The organism is Isoptericola croceus (assembly GCF_029382255.1).
GTDB classification, from domain to species: domain Bacteria; phylum Actinomycetota; class Actinomycetes; order Actinomycetales; family Cellulomonadaceae; genus Isoptericola; species Isoptericola croceus.
In genome coordinates, this window is record NZ_JARLLG010000008.1 from 145,682 (window position 1) to 167,407 (window position 21,726).

At 66.4% G+C, this 21,726-nt stretch carries 15 protein-coding genes and 1 pseudogene; 3 read left to right on the forward strand and 13 right to left on the reverse strand.

Going from position 1 to position 21,726, the window contains the following annotated elements:
- Positions 1 to 263: 263 nt before the first annotated feature.
- Entirely contained in the window at positions 264 to 665 is a 402-nt protein-coding gene (locus PZC42_RS16555; RefSeq protein WP_277212701.1) for an NUDIX domain-containing protein, read from the reverse strand.
- Between the two features lie 562 nt (positions 666 to 1,227).
- Positions 1,228 to 3,192 carry a DUF262 domain-containing protein gene (locus tag PZC42_RS16560; protein ID WP_277212702.1) on the reverse strand — a complete coding sequence of 655 codons (1,965 nt, stop codon included), beginning with the start codon at positions 3,190 to 3,192 and terminating at the stop codon, positions 1,228 to 1,230.
- 474 nt (positions 3,193 to 3,666) lie between these two features.
- On the opposite strand from PZC42_RS16560, the gene PZC42_RS16565 reads away from it, so the two are divergent.
- Positions 3,667 to 5,874 (forward strand): KAP family P-loop NTPase fold protein, encoded by a 2,208-nt coding sequence (locus tag PZC42_RS16565; RefSeq protein ID WP_277212703.1) that lies wholly within the window; start codon positions 3,667 to 3,669, stop codon positions 5,872 to 5,874.
- Positions 5,875 to 5,989: 115 nt separating this feature from the next.
- Here PZC42_RS16565 and PZC42_RS16570 read toward each other — a convergent pair whose 3' ends face one another.
- Positions 5,990 to 8,107, reverse strand: a complete 2,118-nt coding sequence (locus PZC42_RS16570) for an SIR2 family protein (protein ID WP_277212704.1) — start codon at positions 8,105 to 8,107, stop codon at positions 5,990 to 5,992.
- Positions 8,108 to 8,110: 3 nt separating this feature from the next.
- Here PZC42_RS16570 and PZC42_RS16575 point away from each other — a divergent pair, with 3 nt between their 5' ends.
- Positions 8,111 to 8,449, forward strand: a complete 339-nt coding sequence (locus PZC42_RS16575; protein WP_277212705.1) for a helix-turn-helix transcriptional regulator — start codon at positions 8,111 to 8,113, stop codon at positions 8,447 to 8,449.
- A 197-nt stretch (positions 8,450 to 8,646) separates the two neighbouring features.
- Here PZC42_RS16575 and PZC42_RS16580 read toward each other — a convergent pair whose 3' ends face one another.
- The 10 genes and pseudogenes from PZC42_RS16580 to dnaB form a co-directional block, all read right to left on the reverse strand.
- Positions 8,647 to 8,769, reverse strand: coding sequence for a hypothetical protein (locus tag PZC42_RS16580; protein WP_277212706.1), 123 nt, complete (start codon positions 8,767 to 8,769; stop codon positions 8,647 to 8,649).
- A 253-nt stretch (positions 8,770 to 9,022) separates the two neighbouring features.
- Positions 9,023 to 9,529, reverse strand: coding sequence for an HAD domain-containing protein (locus PZC42_RS16585; protein WP_277212707.1), 507 nt, complete (start codon positions 9,527 to 9,529; stop codon positions 9,023 to 9,025).
- Positions 9,526 to 10,509: a replication protein RepA gene (locus tag PZC42_RS16590; protein WP_306575369.1), complete on the reverse strand. Its 984-nt coding sequence runs from the start codon at positions 10,507 to 10,509 to the stop codon at positions 9,526 to 9,528. Before PZC42_RS16590 ends, PZC42_RS16585 begins: the two co-directional genes overlap by 4 nt.
- Positions 10,398 to 12,062: a TniQ family protein gene (locus tag PZC42_RS16595; RefSeq protein WP_277212725.1), complete on the reverse strand. Its 1,665-nt coding sequence runs from the start codon at positions 12,060 to 12,062 to the stop codon at positions 10,398 to 10,400. Before PZC42_RS16595 ends, PZC42_RS16590 begins: the two co-directional genes overlap by 112 nt.
- Positions 12,062 to 13,171 carry a hypothetical protein gene (locus tag PZC42_RS16600; protein ID WP_277212709.1) on the reverse strand — a complete coding sequence of 370 codons (1,110 nt, stop codon included), beginning with the start codon at positions 13,169 to 13,171 and terminating at the stop codon, positions 12,062 to 12,064. The genes PZC42_RS16595 and PZC42_RS16600 overlap by 1 nt, the downstream gene beginning before the upstream one ends.
- A 33-nt stretch (positions 13,172 to 13,204) precedes the next feature.
- Positions 13,205 to 13,546, reverse strand: a pseudogene (locus tag PZC42_RS22695) (TniQ family protein); the annotation flags it as partial.
- Positions 13,543 to 14,667, reverse strand: a complete 1,125-nt coding sequence (locus tag PZC42_RS16605; protein ID WP_277212710.1) for a TniB family NTP-binding protein — start codon at positions 14,665 to 14,667, stop codon at positions 13,543 to 13,545. The pseudogene PZC42_RS22695 and the gene PZC42_RS16605, both read right to left, overlap by 4 nt.
- Positions 14,619 to 16,829: a Mu transposase C-terminal domain-containing protein gene (locus PZC42_RS16610; RefSeq protein WP_277212711.1), complete on the reverse strand. Its 2,211-nt coding sequence runs from the start codon at positions 16,827 to 16,829 to the stop codon at positions 14,619 to 14,621. The genes PZC42_RS16605 and PZC42_RS16610 overlap by 49 nt, the downstream gene beginning before the upstream one ends.
- On the reverse strand, positions 16,826 to 17,884 hold the full coding sequence (locus PZC42_RS16615; protein ID WP_306575372.1) for a TnsA-like heteromeric transposase endonuclease subunit: 1,059 nt from the start codon (positions 17,882 to 17,884) through the stop codon (positions 16,826 to 16,828). Before PZC42_RS16615 ends, PZC42_RS16610 begins: the two co-directional genes overlap by 4 nt.
- 425 nt (positions 17,885 to 18,309) lie before the next feature.
- Positions 18,310 to 20,097 (reverse strand): replicative DNA helicase, encoded by a 1,788-nt coding sequence (gene dnaB, locus PZC42_RS16620; protein WP_277212713.1) that lies wholly within the window; start codon positions 20,095 to 20,097, stop codon positions 18,310 to 18,312.
- Positions 20,098 to 20,405: 308 nt separating this feature from the next.
- On the opposite strand from dnaB, the gene PZC42_RS16625 reads away from it, so the two are divergent.
- A complete protein-coding gene (locus PZC42_RS16625; RefSeq protein WP_306575375.1) occupies positions 20,406 to 21,719 on the forward strand; it encodes an MATE family efflux transporter in 1,314 nt (437 codons plus the stop codon).
- The last annotated feature ends 7 nt before the right edge of the window (positions 21,720 to 21,726 follow it).

Genomic DNA, 21,726 nt, shown 5'->3' on the forward strand with positions numbered 1-21,726 from the left:
ACCCGCGACCGCTGATCAAATGGCAGGCAAGCCGCCAGCGAACCTCGGCTATCGTCAGGCGAAGGTCAAGCAAGATTCAAGCCTGAACCATGTTACATAGGTGAGGGTTTGTGAAATCTAGGCTGCACGTCGACACACACTGTCGACGTGCACTGCAGATTGCGCGGACACGCCGCTGTACCTTGCGCAATCCCGGGAGTGTCGACGAGGTTGTGAAGGGTAGGCCAACTACTCGCTACGACAGGCCGGAGGCACGCGCCAGGTCACCGCTGCGCCGCGATGAGGTCCGCCAGAAGACTCGGGTACAGCGGGTGAGCGAATGCGAGGCGTGGGAACTCTCGGACGCCAACGAATCGCAGGTCGTCGTGTTCGTCGGGGGCGCCGTTGGTGATGCGGCCGGCCCACTTAGTGACGAGGTGAGCGTCGAGCGCCATGTCGTCTGACTCAATCCTGAACAGCACCGTCGGCTCGACGAGGGCCTCGATGCCAAGTTCCTCGCGCAACTCGCGAGTCAGGGCAACCACCGTGCTTTCGCCTGGTTCGATGTGACCACCCGGAAGATCCCACACGCCCGGGTACCAGCTCCGCGACGCGGAGCGAAGCCCCAGCAACACCGCCCTGCCTCGGTAGAGCACGCCTGCGACAACCCGATGTTCGGAGCCCACGTGCACACGCTAGCCCGCCCGTCCGGGGCCCTCATTCAGCCCAGGGCGGCAGCACGGTCAAGGCGCTACCTAAACCTGGTCAGCGATCGTCCACTTTAAGTAGGCGGAGGATCGATCAAACTAGGTTGCACGTCGACAAAGAACGTGTCGACGTGCAACGCAGATTGCGCGGACATGCCTGCCTACCTTGCTCGATCTCGGGCGTGTCGGAGGAGGTGCCCAAACTAGGTTGCACGCCGCGCAGGTGGACGTAAGGCGCGAAGCAGTGGCCATCACGGGGCGCCGTCGCTCCACAGCTCCGCGCCAACCGGCCGGTCACGCGGGAGAGCTCCCTGCGTGCAGATTTCGGACGGTGGAACAACGTTAAGTTCTAGCTCGAGGCAGGATTGCCGCCCATGCTCCCTGCTCGCTCCAAAGTTGCCAAGCGAGAGTCACAGCAAAATCCCAGGAAGCTGCTGCACCACAGGCGTGCAATGCCTGCCACCCACGCGCGTGAGGACCTGCAACCGACTCACGCATACAAGTATGCCGAGAGCTTCAGATCCGAGTTGAGCGACGCAGCCTAGTCTCCTCCCCGGATCTCTGTGTCGAGCAGAGACTGATCAAGCGAGTCATCATCACTGAATTCTTCGATCTCGACAGCACCAGGACTGCTGCTCGCTCCGACAGCCAGTACATTGCGCGGCCAGATCGCACAGATTACATCGGTGAGGGAGGCTGCGCGTTCATCAAGCTCAGCCTCGCCAAACAGTGGTGCCGATTCGAACATTGCCGCAACCGCCTTGGTCACCGGATAATCACATGCCGAGTAGATCTCGCGCTTCGTCACCCAGGAACGACGGCCCGCTCTTGAATTCTCCGATGGGGTCAGGAGCGTAAGGTTCGGAAGGGTGTGAAGCCGTTCGCGCACCGCTTCCCAGCCATCAGGCGACAGCACCTCAATCCACTCTGGCGAATCGATGCTCTGCGGAGCGATATGCTCGATCGACTTATCGCTTTCCTCATACTGCAGTGCTACTCCGGAACTGCCGGCGTACTGATCAATCCTCCGAAGGACATGGATTCGTTGACGAGGCTTTTGTGAATGATAGAAGTCAACGTCCAGAACTCCCTGCCGCACCGCCTTGTCGTCGGACCAGTCCGCAGGCTTGTAGGACATAACTGCACGGATGTCCTCCACGAGCGAGCCCTGGCTGTCGAACTCGAGATTCCCGTTGATTCGGCTGCACATGAGGCCGAACATCGAGTTGAGGTTATTTGTGCCGTCGCCCGCAACCATGCGGCGCACGAGGAATGACTCGATCTCGAAAAGCGCATCACGGAAGGCCGCAGCGTCGTTCTCTTGCATGTACCGGCGGTAGCAATAGAGTATAAGAGGCAGGGCGGTCACGCCGCCTGCGGCGTACACGTCGTCCAAGGCTCTACGGACAACGGGGTTGGGCTCCTTCTCGATCCTGAGAAGCCGTTCGAACCAAACAGCTTCGGTGCTGAGCTCGACTACATAAGCCCTGGTTCCAGCAACGCCCTTCTTGCGAAGCGAACGCTGCACTTCCTCGTATGTTCGCTTCTGGAGCACGTTCGATCCCCGGCTTACCAAGGAAGCCCATGCAAACCGCTCTAGCTCTTCCGGCCTAAGCGAATTTTCCATTGGCTGCCAGTAGCTACTGTAGACCTCATCAGCATCAGAGCCGAGCGAGAGGTAAAGGAAGTTCTTGATCAGATCTACCTGCTGAAGATCACGGCCCTTTGTATTGAGGCTCTCGAAGATCATGTTCGGGTCGTCCGTGGGTCCCGCGATCAGCTTAATCGCGAAAAGACGATTCATTATCACGTACTCGAGAAGGTCGACGTCCAACGGGTACAGCGGCGCGAAGTCAGCCATCTCAAATGGCGCGGATGCCGGTAGCGACTGGCGTCTCATCTCGGCCAAAAAGTAGTTGAATGCTTCTATTACGCTTGTGCTGTCAGACTCCCCAAGGCCGATGTTCTCCACCTTCACCTTGCCCGGCTCGCGCGTTTCAAGCATCAGGTGTCTAAATGCGGCCTCGTCGAGGCGTTGGGGTATAATGCGCCACCGGTTTTTGCCGGTGTGGCCGCTGTTGAAGAGGTAGGACTTGAAGCGTTCGTCGACTTCAGTCCGCGACTCCGCTGCGTAATCCGACTTTCCGAGACGCGCGACTGCCAAGTCGCGGCACGCGAGCAGCAGCAGCCAACTCGACACGAGTCGCTGCTGACCGTCAATGACCGAGGACCGCGGCGGCGTTACTGTCACCGGGTTCGCGGTAACTATGGTACCGAGATAGTGCGTCGGCACGTGTCCGATAGAAGCTACCTTCTCCACAATGTCAGCATCCGCAGATGCCGCGGACCATCCCGGGTGCGCTTCCTTGTACTGACGCATTATGTCGACCCATAGAGTGCGCCATTCCGCCCGCTTCCACGAGTACGAACGCTGGAAGTCAGGGATGATGTACTGCTGAGCCTGCAGTGCCAGGTGGGTGCCGATCGGCCCCTGGTCGAAATCCACTTCCGTTGCCTCCCAAGACGATCACCGCGTTGCACGCGAACATACCGCGAGCCAGCCATCTCTGGCGGCTTGGTTCATCCCTGGTCGTTCGCGGCGCGCGGTGTGCAACAACATCCGCACCCCGGCGCGCGCCGTGAACTGCCGCGCGGCTGATGTAGGCGCGGCTCTCGTCGGGGCGCTCGAGCTCCCGGCTGGCCCCGGCGATCTTCGAACACATCGGGGGATTCGAGAACCCCGTCCGACGCTACTTTGGACTCGGCTACCGCAGCCCTGTTGAGTCGAGAGCCTTCACACCACGGCCCGGGACGCAACACGATCAGTCACCCGGAGCTGCACGCGAAGCCCGGGCCGGGCACCACCCGGCTCCAACGGAGCCGGGCGCATCTTCTTTGTTGCGCCTCGGGTTGAGCGGAGTCTGTTGCGCCCCGGTCCTGAAGGATGCTCGTGTCGGCAACTGCAGCTACGGTCGCTGGCATGTCGGACATGCACGCACCAGCAGGGCCGGGTCTCCTGAGCGATGACGCCCGTGACGGCAGTGACGCCTGGCCCGACGAGTTGGACCGTCAGGGTTATGCGGACCACCTCGCAAGGCTCCTGGACAACGTTCGCGTTCAAAGCGAGTCAACGGTCCTCGCGCTGATCGGTGACTGGGGGTCTGGCAAAAGTTCAGTCCTCAAGATGCTGCAGTGTCAGCTGCAGGATCCGTGGCGCGTCGCGGTCTTCAACCCATGGGCCTACCCGGACACCCCGAGCTTGCATCGTGGGTTCTTCAGTGAGCTCACTTCTGCTCTCCCCGAGGGGGACCGCCCTGGTCAGGCTCGCGCGAAGGTCGGAGAGTTCGCGCGGGCGATCAGCCCTCTTGGCAAGCTCGGTAGCCTCGCCGGCCTCGACGCAAAGGATCTGATCAAGACGGCAGGGGATCTCATCGCCGGCGACACCAGCGCGTCCGCGGCCAAGAGGTCCGCCGAAACTGCGCTGCGGGCCGCTGGCGTACCAGTCCTGATGGTCGTCGATGACCTCGACCGCCTGACCCCCGACGAACTGCTGGAGGTTCTGAAACTCGTTCGCCTCGTCGGGCGCCTCCCGCACGTGTACTACCTGTTGTCGTACGACGAGCGAACCCTGCTCGACGTGCTTCTGCGTACCCCAGTCACCGGTGACGACGAGGCACGCGCTCGCGCATACCTTGAGAAGATCGTTCAGGTTCGCCTAGACATGCCCGCACTGCGCGCAACTCAGCGAGCAAGACTGCTGAACGCCGGGTTGGACAAGATTGGCGCTACCGTCGGTCTGCTTCTGACGCCTGAGGATGAGCGGCGACTAGGTCAGATCTACTTCAGCGTCCTCGACCGTCGCCTATCGACTCCGCGCGCCATCACCCGCTTCCTCGGCCAGATCCAGGCCTTCTACCCGCTGCTACACGGCGAGGTCGACTTCGTGGACTACTTCCTCGTGAACTGGCTGCGCACCCAGGAGCCTGGCGTGTATCGGATGCTCCAGACCAATCGTGATGATCTTCTGGGTCGAGACCTCGTGCACCTCACGATCAGCCGTGACGCAGCCGCCCAGGCAGCCAGGCGCGCACGTTGGGACGAGCGCCTCCGCGCGGCTCACGTACAGCAAGCCGACCTGCCTGGGGTGATCAAGGTCCTCTCCGCTCTGTTCCCGGAACTCGACGCCGCATTCACCGACGCGCAGCACTTCGCGCAGAAGAGGCAGAGATCGACGCCGAAGACGATCAGCCATGAGGACTACTTCGATCGCTACGTCAGCTTCGGCGTCCCGCAGGAAGACGTTTCCGATGCAGTTGTCACGGCGGCGATCGATGACCTGGCGAGGTCAGCAGATGGCCCCGCGGTTGCGCGTCTGGGCGAGGAGATCGCCAACGAGCCAGCGCGCGCCATGCGGAAGCTCGAGATGCTTCGAGCTGCACAGGTGCCACTCCCCGAGACCGCGCTCTTCGATCTCTTCGCGCAAGAGTCGCCCAAGATTGACCGCCAGCGGAACGACCTCTTCGACAACCCGTGGCTGTCCGCCGTGCAGGGCGGGGCCGTGTGTCTCATAAACATGGGAAGCGACCGCGCAGCTGAAGCTGTCACTCGGCTCGGAAGCGTCAAGGACTTCGAGGAGTACGTCGTCAAAGTCGTCGGGTTTCTGCAGTCGCAGGAGACAGACTCGGCGAGCGACCTCCTGCCGACCGAGTACGACTTCCCTCGCCTGACCAGTGCGGCGTCTGCGATCATCAGGGCCTCCCTCGACACCCGTGCTGCGCCCAGTCCGCTCGAGGACGGTGCGATGACCAGTTTCTGGACATGGCTACGCCTCGACCCTGAGGCAGCCCGGTCGTGGCTCGTCGCTCAGGTCGAAAGCGGGCGATGGGCCATGGCCGAGACGATGGGCTCACTCACCACCACCATGGTCCCCATCGGCGTACCGAACCCAACCCCAAGCATTGACGACCTCGAGTTGCACGTCGTCGACGAGAGCTTCGGCCTCGACCGTGTCTTCGCCGAACTCGACCCGGACCTCGAAACCGTCACCCCGTTCAGCGGCGACAACTTTCGGATACCAGCTACTCCAGAGAACCGCGTCCAGCACGCGCTACTGCGCCTGAAGCAGGAGCGCGATGCGCGCGACACGGGTGAACAGCAGGCTGATGCGGCGTCAGGAGCCAGTCCGTAGTCGCGCCACACGCCGGCGATAATCGCAGTCCCGGCGTGCCGGGGCGGGCGCACAAGTTGGGTGCCGTCGCACGGGAGCCATGCTCCGCGAGCGTTGGACGTGTTCACGATGAAACTCAGAAGTCTGGCACCTGTTGTGTGTCGACCCAGATGTAGCCGGGAAGCACGCCTCCTCCCGGCGGTAGGGCTGCCCATGCCCGGTCGTTGCCGAGCCGCCCGACCGCCACCGAGACGGCCTCCAACATGACCTCCAGGCCTGCTGCGGCGCCGCCGCCGAACCCGGCTCGCACCAGGGGGTGCTGCGGACCTTCGCGGCGCACCTCGGACAGCAGCCACTCCACGGCCGGAGCCGCGTGGTGGTCCTTGAGGTGCGAGGTGTACCGCACATGGACACCGATCGCGTTCACGCGGTCGGTGAGCGCCCCGAGGGCGCCCCCTTCGTCTTCTTGGGCCTCCCGGAGTCGCTGTCGCGCGTGGTCTCGCGCCTGATCGTTGTTGGCTTCCTCGACTTCCCGTTGGGCGTCGACCGCCTTGCGCCGTCCCGTCTCCAGTTGAGTTCGTCGGGCCTCCAGCAAGTGGTCGGCACCGAGTTCTTCGACCATGGCGAGAACCTCTGCCTGTTCCCACGCTTCTTCGTAGGCGCGCGCTCCCAGGGCAAGGTGCTCGATGAAGGCCGGAGACAGCGCCTTGAGCGCCCGCGCAGAGGGTGCGTTGCTTCCGGCGTGGTTCCTCGCTGCCAAGAGTTGCTGGCTCAGCGTCTTGTCCTGAGCAGCGTTGCGGTCAGCGGTGGCCTGCAGCAGCCGCCGCGTCAGGGCGAAGCGGCCAGCAGCGACCGATCCAACGAGAGCTGCCTGGTACAGCATCGTGCCGCACAGCCGGGGCAACTCCAGAACCCGCACGAGGCCGCTCTCTGACCGGTTCGCTGAGAATCGGCGCAGGTCGTCGAACCACCACCGGTCGGTCCGCTCATCTCCCCAGTACGCCGCCGCCGCAACCAGACCCGCCGGGATCAAGCTCGCCTCGATCAGTCGGTCGACGAGCTGAGGATGGCTCTCTTGCGCCAGCTCGCTGATCGGCCTATGCAGGTCGGGATGCTCGCGCAGACGGGTGAGTTCCTCGCGCAGGCGATCGTGGGTGCTGATCGCGACCCTGCTGCCGTCAAGGTCGCGCTTCGTGACCCTGACGGCCTCGGCCAGGCTCAGCGGGTGCCGCGACTGCCGGTCCGCGACCGCGTCGACGGCGTCGGCCAGGCGGCCGATCCTATCGTCGGCCGCCCCCTGGATCTGGACGAACCTCTTGCGGTCGGCCAGGGCTGACGCCTGCGGCTGGAGCTCTCCGAGGTCGATCCAGTAGGACGTGTACCGCTCGAGCAAGTGGGCGTCGACCAGTTTCCGCAGCGCGGTGTCGTACTCGGCGGACCACCCGACGGCGAGCAGGGCGTGGTCGCGTAGGACGCGCGCGATGAAGTCCTTGAGCTTTTTCCCGTACGCAGCCAGCTCGCGGGTGGTGTTCCGCATGGCCTCCGGTGAGAGGTAGTCGCCGTGCAGGTGCACCACGACAGGGGGCAGCGTGTGCAGGGGTGCTAGGCCGGCGATGTCCGCGACGGTGCGCACGACGACCGGCTCAATCCCCTCGGCGCGCAGCGCCTTTTCCATCAGGTGGTCGAAGTTCAGGGTCAGGAAGATGCGCAGCTTGCCGGCCTTGGCCAGCCGGGCCAGGGACCGGTGGGCCAGGCTCGGCTTGGGTGCCGACTTGTTGGGGTCGAGGGTCTCGGGCTCGAAGAACTCTCGCATGAGCGCTTGACGCTCGACCCGGGTGGGCGCCAGGGCTTCCAGCAGCGGCCCGTACTCCGCCTCGACGCCGAACCGCTTCTCGTACCACTCGTGTGGCTCGTCTAGAGGCTCCACGACTCCTTCGGCGCGGGCGATGCGCCGGATCAGGTCCTGCTGCACACCCCAGGCCGACCGCACGCCGGCTGAGACCGAGATCCCGGCACCGAGCAGCACTGCGTGAGAACCCGGGGTGGCGTCCAGGATGCTCGCCAGCGTCAGGATCGGATCGAAGCTCGTGCCATGCGCGAGGGCCGGATCGGTAGCGGCCGCAGGAGTCGTCATGGCCCATCGATAGCAGGTCACGCCGGCGATGGCACGCGCCGGGGTCTCGGACTCGATCAAGCATGTGTTATACGACATAATCGGGAAGTCGGCGCGAACGCGTTGCGCCCGAGGAGGCAAGGCATGTCCACCCGCCCGTACGAGCAGTTGGCGTCCCGCTCGCGCCAGGCATGGAACCCTGACGCCGCCCAGATCGCAGCGAACCTAGGTGAGCAGATCGATGCCGAACTCGCGGCACAGGTCGCGCTTGGAGCCGAGCTGCGCGCGGCCCGCGAAGCCGCGGGCCTGACGCAGGTGCGACTGGCCGAGTTGACTGCCGTGCAGCAGGCGGAGGTCTCCCGGATCGAGCGAGGACTGGGCAACCCGACTCGTGACACGCTCCTCCGACTCGCCGCGGTACTGGGCTTGCGGCTGGCACTCGTGCCAGCGAACACGGCAGAGGCCGAGGCAACCCGGGGTTGATGCAACGGTAGGTGGGCCAGTGCTACTGCCCGCACCCCATCGGTGCCCCGTCAGGGCGCCGCAAGATCAGTCTGGCGCCCCGGCAGCTGGTCCGGCCTCCACCCGGGTTGCTGTGCCAAGATGGCGGGGCGGGCCGTGCTGCGAACACGACCCGCCCCTCGGTGGCTCAAGTCAGCCACCCACGTGAGATGGCAACCTCACTTGCGCCGCTCCGAGACCGTGGTCTTGGGGTGGCGCTTTGCCGTTCCGGCCTTCACGTACCGACCGGTGATGGCGCTGCGGTGGCTCTTCGAGCTGCTGCCCTTCGTCACGATGCTCACCTCCTCTGAACTCGTTGTCGCTGGGCCATCGGGTTGATGACCTGGTCCCAAGTCTAGGCTCCAAGCGGGTCGAATAACAGTTGTGTAACTACTACATGCAGTTGTCCACAGGCTGGGAAACCCCTAGATATTGGGTTTCGGGGCCAGCGACCGCTGGTAATCCACAGGGGCGTCCACAGGCACTATGCGTGTCGTCCACATGTTCGAAGGGGCCGTATGCGATGGAGTGGGAGTGCTGCCCGGAAGGGCGGCCCTATCGGTTCCCCAAGTGGAGGCGGACGGCGGCGAGTTCGTCCAGGGTCAGGCCTACGGTCGCTCGGGGTCGAAGTGGCAGTCCGTCCGCTCCGTAGCGTTGCCGCAACTGGAGCTGCTTCGCTGGGGTCAGATCGTCGTCGATCCAGGCGAAGCGTCGTCCGATCCGTACTTGACGTTGGACGGCCTCGATCTTGGGCCACTGGCGTGCGGAGAGACTCAGGTCAAGGGCTTCAAGCAGCGGGAAGTCGTCGAGTCCGACCGCCGGGGCGACGTGGGTGCGAGCGTCGGTTCCCCAGGTGGTGAGCCATCGCAGGCTGATGCGGCCTTCACGGTGGATGCGGTTGAGTTCGTCGATGACGGCCGGTCGGTAGAGCAGCCGGTGCCCACCTGCTCGGACGAGGCGGAGGTCGTCATGGGCGGTGGTGCCGTAAGGGCTGATGACACCGTCGAGGTCGATGATGAGCAGCGGGTTTGGGTCGCACTCGGTGGGCAGTTCGCTGCTCATGCTCTCTCACCGCCGGGCTGGTTTCCGCGGCCTGCGACGATGAAGTTCAGGCCGCCACGATCAGCGGTGATCTCTATGTCGGGGTGCAGGCTCGTGACGTCTCGTGCCGCGCTTCGCAGTGCCTCGTGGAAACGTCGCGGCCGAAGGGTTCGGCTGCCGAAGGTGTCGGCGAAGGTCCGGTAGGTGGTGTGCCAGTGAGTCTGCTCCCGTTGCTGGAGCTGGTGGCAGGTCCACAGGTAGAGGTCAGTGCGCAGCGGTGAGCTGCCCAGCAGGTACAGCAGGTGCAGGTCGATGGGAACGGGCGCGGTGACGATGGAGGTGAAGAACTCGCTGGACAGCGTGATGGCCAGTCCGGTGTCTTGTCCGTCGAGTCCCCAGTGTCGGTGCTCGTTGTTCCAGGTGGTGTAGTGCTCGGCGACGCGAAGCGTGGTTCCGCGCACATGGACGCCGCCCGGTCCAGGTGTGGCGTCTTGGATCTGAACGGTCGCGCCGGTGAGTCGGTCGAGTTGGTCGCGGAGTCGGTGCAGGCTGGGTCCGTCGGTGGTGAGGCCGAGGGTTCGGGCCAGATCCGCAAGGGACTTGCCGGCGTTGAGGTGGCGTGATCCGGTCGCTACCGCGGTGGTGGCCATCCAGGCCAGCAAGCGGCGGGGCAGGACTCCGAAGGGGTACAGGTCTCCACCCATGGGGCTTCCTGAGGGCGTGGGGTGAAGGGTCGCGGTACGGCCGTCGTGCTGCTGTTGCCAGCGGGCGAAAGGTCCGGGGTCGCGGTAGGGCAGCATGAACTCGGCGAAGACGGCTGGGTAGTGACCCGGCGCCCGCGAAGTCCCACTGCCTGCCGGCTCGGTGTGGAGTCGCACGATAGTTCCTGTCATCGGAGTGGTCTGACGAGGGCGGCGAGTGCAGCCGTGGCCCAGGGTGTGAGCGTCGCCTCGAACTGCCGGAAGGCTGCGCGTACTGTCTGCTCGGGCGGTTCCGGCCATGCGGGACTGGTGCGTAGCAGGCCACCCGCGACGTGGCACCACAGCCAGGTCACGGCGTAGGGCAGCGACGATCGGCGAGTTCCTGGCCGGTACTGCTTCGACCAGTCGTGGAACCAGTCGGATTCTTCAGCGCTGGCTCGCACGAGGCCTTCGAGGTGACAGCGGTCGTCCTGCAGATCGTCGACGATGGCTCGTAAGGCGCGGTCGAGGTCGCGGAGGTCGAGGTGGTGTCGGGCGCTGATGGCTCGGGCGGTCTTCGTGCCGTGCTGTGGGGGCACCCCGAGGATGTCGGCTGCTCCTGCCCAGGTCAGGGTGGGGTCGTAGTGGCGGGCGAGGCACAGTGCGAGGAAGTGGCGTGGTGTCTCGCCGCCGGCGCGGAACAGGTGGGCGGCGTTCCGGTGGTAGGTCGGCTCGGGGATGGCTTGGGGTATCTGGTCGATCTCGACCGCGAGGGGGCTGGCGTGCAGGGCGTGGCTGATGCGTTGGTGGGGTGCCAGGGCAGCGATACAGATGCGTGTCAGGGTCGGCGTCATCCGTGTGCGGTCGGCGAGCCATCCCAGCCGGGAGTCGGTGGTCCCAGGTGCCGCCGCGATCCACGGGTGCAGAGCGGCGCCCGCGGCGTCGAGGTCGGGCGCGGTGATGATGGCGTCGGCGGTTGCCAGAGCCCGTGACCTCGTCGCGGGCGACGTTGGGGGGTGCAGGCTCCATCGCACGGGCCCGCCGCGTGCGGCTGAGCTCGGTCCCTCGAGATTCTGCTCGCGGTTCTCCTCCCGTCGGCTTGCGGTCTCGGCGAGGAGTTCGTTGGTCCAGGCGGCCAGGCCGGTGGCGGCCGATGTCGTGGCAAGGTGGAGCAGCAGGATGGTCAATGCCCACACGTCGAGCAGGTATCCCGGCGGGTTGCTCGCAGTGCCGAGCACGGTTGGCGCGGTGCCGTTCAGGGCGTGGTCATGGCGGGACTGGCGGGCTAGGCAGTCATCTGGCGCCGGGGTGGTGTGCAGGCTGCTGACGTCGACGTCGCAGTAGCCGCGTCCCGGTAGCGGGTTGAGGCAGCGAGACCCGGGTGCGGGGCGCAGCGGCGTGTGCGGATGGTCGAGGAACCGGCGCCCGCAGCCCGGGCACTGTTCGATGAGGTAGCAGCGGTGGCGGGTGCAGACGGTGCTGCTGGGTAGCCGCCACCGCAGCTGCCACATGCCGTTGCTGGACAGGCAGTGGGGGCAGGCGGCCGACCCGGTGGCATGTATCCATCCGCGGCCGGCGACTCGCCGCCATGTCGACCAGTGGTCGGGATCGAGACCGTCCAGCTCGACGATGCCGGAGCCGTCGAAGCGCTGCAGGGTCGTGGACCGCACGACGGCGCTGGACAGGCCCGTCATCTCGACGATCCGTGCCACCACACGGTCGGTGGGCTTGACGCTGAGGAACCGGACCGGTCCTTCGCCGTGCCCGATCAGGGCGGTCAGCTGTCCCGTGGGCATCGAGTTGTGTTCGGCCACGTGCTCGAGCCAGTCCTCGATGCACTGTCCTGGCCGCGGGTCGATCCGCACGGGAAGCATCACGCAGTCCGGTGTTCTGTGCCGTGCGCGTGCTGCACGGCCAACGGCGCAGGAGGATCAACGTCGTCCAGGTAGCTACCGGCAGCCTCAAGAAGGTGGAGTCGCTGCTCGGGGTCGAGGGCCTGGTCGAACGTGCGCACGGCGGCGAGAGTCGCCTCCTGGGCTGGTCCTGGGCTCTGGTGCAGCCGGCACCACGTGGCGAGCACGTCGTCGCTGGTGGCCGGCAGAGCAGGGACCCGGCGACGCACGGCGGCGAGCAGGCCTCTGGGGCTGTTGAGACGTTGCCGCAGACCGTGGTGGTCGATCAACCCGTGGGCGACCAGTTGTTCGGCCGTGCGCAGGACGTGCGCTGCTCGCATGGCGTCGATGGCCCCGTCGGTCAACGATCCGCGCCGGCGGACTCGCGAGGGGATCCCCAGCTCGTCGCGGGCGTGCGCCTCGGCACCCGGGTCGTGCCATCGTCCGGACAGCAGGATGTGCAGCAGCACGGCGCGTCGTTCCAGTTCCTGGCGTCTTTCGCGGGTCGGTACGAGGGGGTCCGCCGGATCGACTGGCCAGGCCGGGATGTGCCGGGGCTGGATCCCGCGCGAGCGATGCAGGCGCTGGATGCTGCGGGTCAGCGTGGCCAGGACGGGCTGCGTGCGCGAGCTTGGAGTACTCGGTTGGGTTCGTTCGGAAGGCGGGCTGGTGCCGTGTCCGTGCCGGCGCACCAAGGCTCGGGCCAGATCATCGTTGCGGTCGTCGAGGCGCTCGATCGCTTCGCCGGTGAGCCGGCGTCGGTGGGCAGTGTCAGCGAGTGCTCTACCGCACTCGAGGACGATGATTGCTGCTTGTCCGGGCGTCGCTGGTGGTCGATGGCTCCAGTCGGTACGGGCGTGCGTCAGGCCTGCGCGCAGGTCATGCTCCCATCCGGGTAGATGCGGCCACTCGTTGTCGGCTGAGGCCGCGACGAGCTCGCAGAGCCGGTAGAGGTCCGCGAAGCGGCGGTGCGCGCCGGCTGCGTGGAGGCGCTCAGGATCGAGGCCCTGGGCGATCAGGCGTTGAGCGTGCGTGGCTGCTGTGTCGGGCGGCTCGGTGACCGGCTCCGCGCGAGGGCCGGCGCCGGTCATAGTGAGCAGCGATGGGCACGCCAGGCACAAGGGATGCAGTGAGAGCTGCCATCGGCGCCGGATCACCCCGCTGCTCTGGGTGCATCTCGGGCACGCCCATTCCGAGCGCGGATGGAGCCAGGTGCGCTGCTGTCGTGGGCCCGTGCCGCGCAGTACCGGCGGGTACGCGGACAGCATGGAGGCGCTCAGCTGCTCGTGCGGCAGGTCCAGCAGTTGGGCAAGGTGTGCGGCCGCTCGTTGCTCTCCACGCAGGCCCCCGGTACGAGGCAAGCCGAGTTGATTGGGGTGCAGGTGGTTGCTGACGGCGGTCCGGGCGGCAAGGGAGGCGACTGTCTCATCGGGTAGTGGCGCAGGGCGCACGGGTAGCGGTGTCATGGGGCGTGAGCCTCAGCGGTTGCCGGCTTCGTCGTCTTGACGGCTCTGGTCTCGCGCAGGCGGGGGGTGGCGTGCTGCGCGCGCCTCGACAGCTGCGGACGTTCCAGGTCGGCGATCCGGATCGTCCAGGTGTCCTCCCGTGCGGCGATGTAGGCAGCCTCGGCGATCAGCCGAGCCAGGTCACCGAGGTAGCCCTGGGTCAAGCGCCAGAGCCTGGGGGCATGGTGCCCGGCAAGGATGCCTGGACGGGCGGCGGGGAGGTAGGGCAGGACGAGGTTCTCGATGCTGGCGAGAGTCTCTTGCCAGGCAGCGACGCCGGTGGGCGTGTCGATCGAGCACGGTCCTAGCCGGATGGCGCGTAGCCGGCCGGCCATCTGAGGGTCCTGGAAGATCGCGCCGTCCTCGAGGTCGGCACCGACCAGCACCATGGACGCTCCACGCTGACCCAGCACGGTGTTGACATGCTTGAGGTGATCGAGGACGTCGCGGGCATCCTTGTGCCGCAAGTTCAGCAGGTTGGTGTCATCGACAATGAGCAGGCGGACCCGGTGGGCGTCGACGATGCGATGGATCCGCGCTGTCAGGTCGTGGATGGCACCCCCGATCGGGTACCCGAAGTACTGCAGGAACTGGATGTTGAAAGCCCGGATCTTGGAAGCAGCGCCGAGGTCGAGCCAAACAACCGGGACCTCGTCGGCGACGACGCCGACGTTGCTGTTCCAGGTCGGCACCTGGCTGTGGTGAACGCGGTCTTCGATGATCTGCCGATACTGCTCTTGTGCCCAGGTGCGCACGAGCGTCGACTTACCGACCGCGAAGGGAGCGGTCACGGCGATCACGTCCTTGGCGCCCGGCATGCTGGTGAGGTTGTCCTCCACCAGGTCTGTCAGTGCCTGCCGTGCCTGCCGGGTTGCTGGGGTATCGAAGTGGAGGCTGCGCATCCACCGGCGGCGGTGACTCAGGTACCTGGTTCGAGAGCTCGTGCTCATCGCCCGCAGCTGCGCGATGGTCTTGGGCGTCGGCGCCGCCAAGGTCTCGGTGCGGGCTTGTTCGTGCCACAGCCGTGCATCCATCAGCCGGCCTCGGCTTCTGGCGGCGTGTACGACCACGAGTCTGCCCACATCGGGTGCGACTCTGGGTTGCGGTCGCCGGGGGCTGGGTTGACCGCAGCCTCGGGTGTCGCGATCTCGGCTACCGTGCGCGCGACGTCAGCCTCGGCGTGGTCGCGCTGAGCCGCCTCGTGGCGCATGGTCGCGGTTGAAATCCGCTTCTTCCACTCCTTGGGGACGCTCTTCAACAGGTTGCCGAGCTCGGTGATGATCTCGTCCTCGACGGCCGTCCGTGATGGGCGGGGCCCGGATCCGCGCTGCTGGACTGCGGCTCGGACATGCTGAACGAGCGTCTCAGTCATAGGGGCGTCAATCAGGTGGGCCTTGCGCCATGGCACCTCGACGATGCGCCCGGTGTCTGGGTGGCGAAACCAGATGCGGTTGACGTCATGCGGGTCGTAGTGGAACGGCATGGCCCGGTCTTCCGCACGGAAAGTGCCCTTGGGGGCCGAGCGCAGGCCTTCCAGTTCTGGGCTGTCGTAGGTCAGGCCCGACAGCTCGACCCCTGAATGCCCGACTGTGGCCCACCGGGTAGGCAGGAAGTCGTACAGCAGGTCTGGGCGCTGAGGCACGTGAAGGCGGCCCGTGACTTTCAGCAGTGCATCGAACATGTCGATTGGGCGCACACCGGTGCGGTGCGTACCCGGCAGCTGGAGGCCGTCGTGGGGTTGTCGGTGGTAGTCGAAGACGATCCATCTGCGCAGAAACTTCTCAAGCTCCGGCGCCGTCAAGAGCGTGATTGCGTCGTCAGCGCCACCGAGTCCCACGGTCCGGCCGCGTTCAGAAACATTGCGGCCTTTGTACCCGGGCAATTGCTGCGCCGCACGTTGCAATGTCTCGTGGTACCGCTCCAAAATGCCGTTGTCGATGGGGTGGCTGCGGCGTGATCGGGGGTGGTCGATCCCGCACCGGTCCAGCAGGTGCCGGAAGACCGGCGAAAGAAAGATCGATCCGTGGTCGGAACGGACGGCTGCCGGCCTGACACCCGGTACGAGATGCTCGCCCTGCATTCCTGGAGCGATGCGCAGCGACCGGCACGTCCGCGGGCATGTCACCTCCACGCCGGAGCAGTCCGGCTCGGCGCCCGACGCGTCTGAGTAGAACTCAATGCGCTCCGGAACTCCGGCCCAGGCCCAGTCCGAGACTGACGTGCCCTCGACGACCTGTGAGAACGGGCGCATCGCGTCGTACATGAGCAGCGATGCATCGTGCGAATTCGCGCTCAGCGGCACCACCCGCAACGCCAGTATCACCCGCGTGGCGACGTCCATCGCCGAGATGACTTCCACCGAGCAAGCACCGCCACGCACGGGGCACCAGACCATCGCATCAAAGCGCGTGACGTCGATCGCCACGATCTGCCCGGGAACCATCGCCGCATACGACTGAGTCCCCGCCACCCCGCGCAATTTGTTGGACCGCTGGGCGCGAGTCGTGGCGCCGCGAGTCCTCATCAAGTGCGCGACGAACCGGCCCGAAGCCCGCTGCGGTGCCACGATGCTGTGACCTGCTTCGTGCAGACGGACCTTGATGCGCCGATGCACCTCGCGCAGGTTTACCGTGGAGACGTCTCCGTCAAAATCAGCCACGACCTCATGTGCCGCCTGACGCCAGGCGAGCGGGATCGTGGAGAACACTTCGGTCGTGCGCGCCCGACGTTGATCCACCAGGCCGAGCAGGCCACCTTCCTCCGCTGCCTTCACCCACTTATAGAGTGTGCGCCCGGAGACTTGAGTGACGTCGAAGCCACCAGCACGGCCTGTCAAGGCCTCATGACGCAGTAATTTGGCCATGCGCTCGCACCTGGCGGTCAGACTGAATCCCGAAGCCGGGTCAAACGTGGCGTTCGGTTCGCCTGGCAGGGCGAGGTCGGCGTGACCGTGCCGGAATCCGGTGACGATCTCCTGGACGATGCCCAGTCGGAACAGCGCTTCCTCGCGTGCGCCGTCGTCGAGACGTTCCCATTCGGCGGCGAAGCTGTGCAGCGCCGGGACCTCGCCGACAGCAGGGTCAAGGGACTGCATCATCGTGACATCGGGCCAGGGCACCCACTCGACCTGACCGCGAACGTCACGTAGCTCGACGCCCTGCACGTCAACGTGGACCACGACAGCGGTACCGTCGTAGGTCAGAACCATCGCACCCTGCTCGACGGCGATCCGATTCGCCTTCATCGGGCGTCTCCTCGATACCGCACCACGGTTCCCGCGGTGATCCGCTCATCCAGGTCCACGACGAGCTCGCCGGTCCACAGCAGATGCCACATCAGGGCGATCGTGTGTCCGTCTCCGTCGTCGAGCTCCATCAACTCGCCCACCGTGACGTCGTTCGCGCACGTCGTGGCCAGCTGCATGTGTGCGGCGTGGTGCGGCCACTGGGGCTCGTGCCGAAAGGACGCCAACCACAGGACGTTCAGACGTCGGGCGTCGTGTGCCGTGTCGTACAGGGCGTACTCCCAGGAGACCTCCGCGCAGGCCTGTTCCGTCAGCTTGGCGGTGCGCAGGAACTTCTCGTCCCGGCGCTCGGTCGGTCTGGCGTCCCAGACCACCACCCGGCCGTCGGCATGCTCGCAGGCAAGGTCTGGAACGTGGCGGCTCCCGTCGGCGAAGGTGATCATCGCGGGCTGGGCGACGATCCACACCACACTCCGATCACGGTCGAGCTCGCGCGCCAGCTCATACTCCAGTCCCGACTCCAGGATCAGTGTCGAGCCCGTCGTCTGACAGCTCATCTGTACAGGTGCATGGCGCGACATGGAGTCGGCCTTGGGCCGACGGACCGGCGCCAGGCTACGGAGCGCGGGAGGACCGTAGCTCCAGTCCCAGTCGACATCGCCGGTGGCGGTGGTTCGTATTCGCCACGAGATGCTCGGGGCTTCTGCGGCACCCGAGCCCTTCTGGTTGACGGACGTCGTGTCGGAGGCGCATTCTGGACGTGCTGAAGGCATAGGAATACCCCCAAATGTGAGGTGGGTGTTCTTTACAGCGGGGTCAAGTCCGCTGTGGCGAGGCGACCGGGTCCGTGAGCTGCAACTCGCGGGCCCGTTTCGCGTTCTCGGCGCCCTGCGCCGATCGGCATCAGTCCATCGAGCCACCGTCTTCGGCGGCGAACCCACATCGGAGTACGTCAGCGATGACGACTCGGACGGGACGCCCGGTCTCCCGTGAGGTTCGATAGACGCGTTCTGCCAGGCTCGCCGGGATACGCGTGTCGATGCGCACCACGTCATCTGGCCAGTGCTCGCGCAAGCGCGTTGGGGGGCGACCTGTACGCGCGGACGGGATCACGACCGGATCCCTCGTCTGCTGAGACATCGCTGCTCACCTTCCCGAACGCGCCGACAACTGAACCCAGCGGTCCGGTCGTGGTTGGGCCCGAGCCCGGCCCCGGTCGGTCAATCCAAGGCCACGCGATGCGAGCAGCGCGTAGACACCCGCGTGCTGAGCACGAGTATCCGAAACAAGTATCGCAACCAGTCCACGGCAGTTCAAGAGGTCCCGGCCGGTTCCGCCATCGAACTGCTCAAGCCGAGCGGATCAAGGCGGAGGACGAGGCCCCGAGTTTCAGCCTCCCTGAACCCCGCGGTTTAGCAACGCTTACGAATCATATCTGTAAGATTCTGAAGGGTCGGCTGCACGTCGACACACACGCATCTCACACCTGCATGTCCACGAACCGCGAATAGTGCCCCTGGAACGCCACGGTAATGGTATCCGTCGGACCATTACGATGCTTGGCCACAATCAGGTCCGCTTCACCAGCTCGAGGAGATTCCTTCTCATAGGCATCCTCGCGATGAAGAAGGATAACCATGTCTGCATCCTGTTCAATAGAGCCCGACTCGCGAAGATCCGACATCGCCGGCTTCTTGTCCTGACGCTGCTCCGGACCACGGTTCAGCTGCGACAGCGCAATCACAGGAACCTCGATCTCCTTCGCCAACAGCTTCAGCGCACGCGAGAACTCGGAGACCTCTTGCTGTCGGGACTCGACCTTCTTGCCGGACGTCATGAGCTGCAGGTAGTCGATCACCACGAGCTGCAGGTCGTGCTTCTGCTTGAGCCGCCGGCACTTGGCGCGGATCTCGGTGAGCGACATGTTGGGCGAGTCGTCGATGAACAGCGGCGCCTCGGACACCTTGCCCATCACCTTGGCGAGCTTCTGCCAGTCGTCGTCGCCGAGCGAGCCGTTGCGCAGCTTCTGCAGGTGCACCCGGGCCTCGGCGGAGAGCAGTCGCATCGTGATCTCGTTGCGACTCATCTCGAGCGAGAACACGACGGACGTCTTCTGGTGCTTGATCGACGCCGACCGTGCGATGTCGATCGCCAGAGTCGAGTTGTGGGTGGGGATCTTCGCCCGCGACGCGAGGTAGAGATGCTCCGGGTGGTCGATCTCCACGCAGCGCACGGGGACCGAACCGACCGCCGCGATGTCGACGATCTTCCAAGTGGCTCCGGGCCGCGCCACCGAGTGCGCCACACCCCGAAGCATGGACGCCAGGATGTCCTCTGTGGTTCGCACCGTAGTGTCGGCAGGATCACCTGAGGTGCTCGTCGCCCACTCGTGCCAGGCGTCCGCGACGATCGTCGTGCCGTCGTCGAACACGACCTCGTAGCAGGGCCGACCGGTCATGACCTCGGTCGCCCGGACCACGCGCGTCGGTGTGCCGTCCGCGGCGATGAGCTCGTCCCCGACAGCGACGTCGCCCATCGTTGTCCAGCCGGACGGCGTCGCCAGCGGAGTGTCGAGGGCGAGCGCCTTGCCCATGGCCGGCCGCGCCGCGACCACGATCATCTGCCCGGGGTGCAGACCGTTGGTCAGCCGGTCGAGGTCGGCGAACCCGGTGGGCACCCCGACCATGCCCTCGCCACGGTTCCCCGCGGCCTCGATCTCGTCCATCGCGCCGCCGATGATGTCGGCGAGCGGCGCGTAGTCCTCGGACGTCTTGCGCTCGGTGACGGCGTAGATCTCGGCCTGGGCGTTGTTGACGACAGCATCGACGTCGCCGCCGTCGGTCGCGTACCCGAGCTGGACGATCTTGGTCCCGGCCTCGACGAGCCGTCGGAGCACGGCCCGCTCCTGCACGATGCGCGCGTAGTAGCCGGCGTTGGCCGCGGTGGGCACGCCGGCCATGAGGTCGTGGATGTAGGAGGCGCCGCCGATCCGCCCGATCTCGCCACGCTTGGTCAGCTCGGCGACCACGGTGATCGCGTCGGCGGGCTCCCCGCGTCCGTAGAGGTCGATGATCGCGTCGTAGATCGCCTCGTGCGCGGGCCGGTAGAAGTCGAGGCCGCGGATCTGCTCGACGACGTCGGCGATCGCGTCCTTGGACAGCAGCATGCCGCCCAGCACGCTCATCTCGGCGTCGACGTCCTGCGGCGGGGTACGGTCGAAGCCGCCACGAGACGACGAGTAGTTCGCCTCCAGCTCGTCGATCGACATGATCCCCACCTCCCCCGGCTCCCACCGGTACCACGACCCCGACCCGGGCAGATCGACCAGTCCTCAGGCTCCTGTTCTACAGTCCACCTCTGACACCCGGGACGACGCTAGGCGCGCCCGCGACCACGCGCAAAAGGCACTGTGGACACAGCTGTGGACAGGGTTGTGGAAGACTGCCCAGACCTGTGCACCGCCGGTGGACAACCGCGTGCACAACTGGGGACATCTCCTGTGTACAACTCTGGACAGGCACGCTGACCTGGGCAGATGTTGTTCCCAGGCTGTGGAGAAAAGAAAGGTGTGGTGAGTTGCGCCGCATCGACCGCGAGATCCTCGCTCTCGCGCTGCCGGCCCTCGGGGCGCTCGTCGCGGAGCCGCTGTTCGTGCTCGTCGACAGCGCCGTCGTCGGGCACCTCGGCACCGCCCAGCTCGCCGGGCTGGCGCTCGCCTCGACCCTGCTGATCACCCTGGTCGGCCTGTGCGTGTTCCTCGCCTACGCGACCACTGCCGCCGTGGCGCGCCGGCTCGGCGCCGGGGCCGACCGCGCGGCGCTCCAGTCCGGCGTCGACGGCATGTGGCTCGCCCTCGGGATCGGTGTCGTCCTCGCCGCGGCGCTCTTCCTCGCCGCCCCGTGGGCCGTCTCCGCGATGGGCGCGTCCGACCCCGTCGCCACGCACGCGGTCACCTACCTGCGGTGGTCCGCGCCCGGCCTGCCGGGCATGCTGCTCGTCCTCGCCACGACCGGCGTGCTGCGCGGCCTGCAGGACACCCGCACTCCCCTGTGGGTCGCCTCGGGCGGTGCCGTCCTCAACGCGATCGGGTCGGTCACGCTCGTGTACGGCGTGGGGATGGGCATCGCGGGCTCGGCCCTGGCGACGACGACGGCGCAGCTGCTGATGGCGGTCGTGCTCGCCGCCGTCGTGGTCGCCGGAGCCCGACGGCGCGGCGCCTCCCTGCGTCCGCACCATGCGGGCATCTGGGCCAACGCCGTCGCCGGTGCGCCCCTGCTCGTCCGCACCGTGTCGTTGCGGCTCGCGATCCTGCTGACCGTGTGGACCGCGACCTCCCTGGGCGCGGTGGCCCTCGCCGGGCACCAGGTCATCAACAGCCTGTGGGGCCTCGCGGCGTTCGCGCTCGACGCGCTGGCCATCGCCGCGCAGGCGCTCGTGGGGCACGGGCTGGGCTCCGGGGACCTCGAGCGTGTCCGCACCGTGCTGCGGCGTTGCCTGCGGTGGGGCGTCGGCGCCGGGGCGGTGATCGGCGTCGTGCTCGCGGCCTCCGGCTGGTGGATCGCCCCGTTGTTCTCCTCCGACCCGGACGTGCGCGTGGCCATCACCCTCGGACTGGTCGTGTGCGGGGCGTTGATGCCGATGGCCGGCTGGGTGTTCGTCCTCGACGGCGTGCTCATCGGCGCCGGAGACGGCCGGTACCTCGCCTGGGCGGGCATGCTGACGCTGGTGCTGTACGTGCCCTGCGCGTTGGCGGTCCGCGCGTGGGCGCCCGACGGCGCCGTCGGGCTCGCGTGGCTGTGGGCGGCCTTCGCGGGAGTCTTCATGCTGGCGCGGGCGCTGACCACCGGGCTGCGCGCCCGCGGCGAGCGCTGGATGGTCACCGGCCTCTGACCCGGCG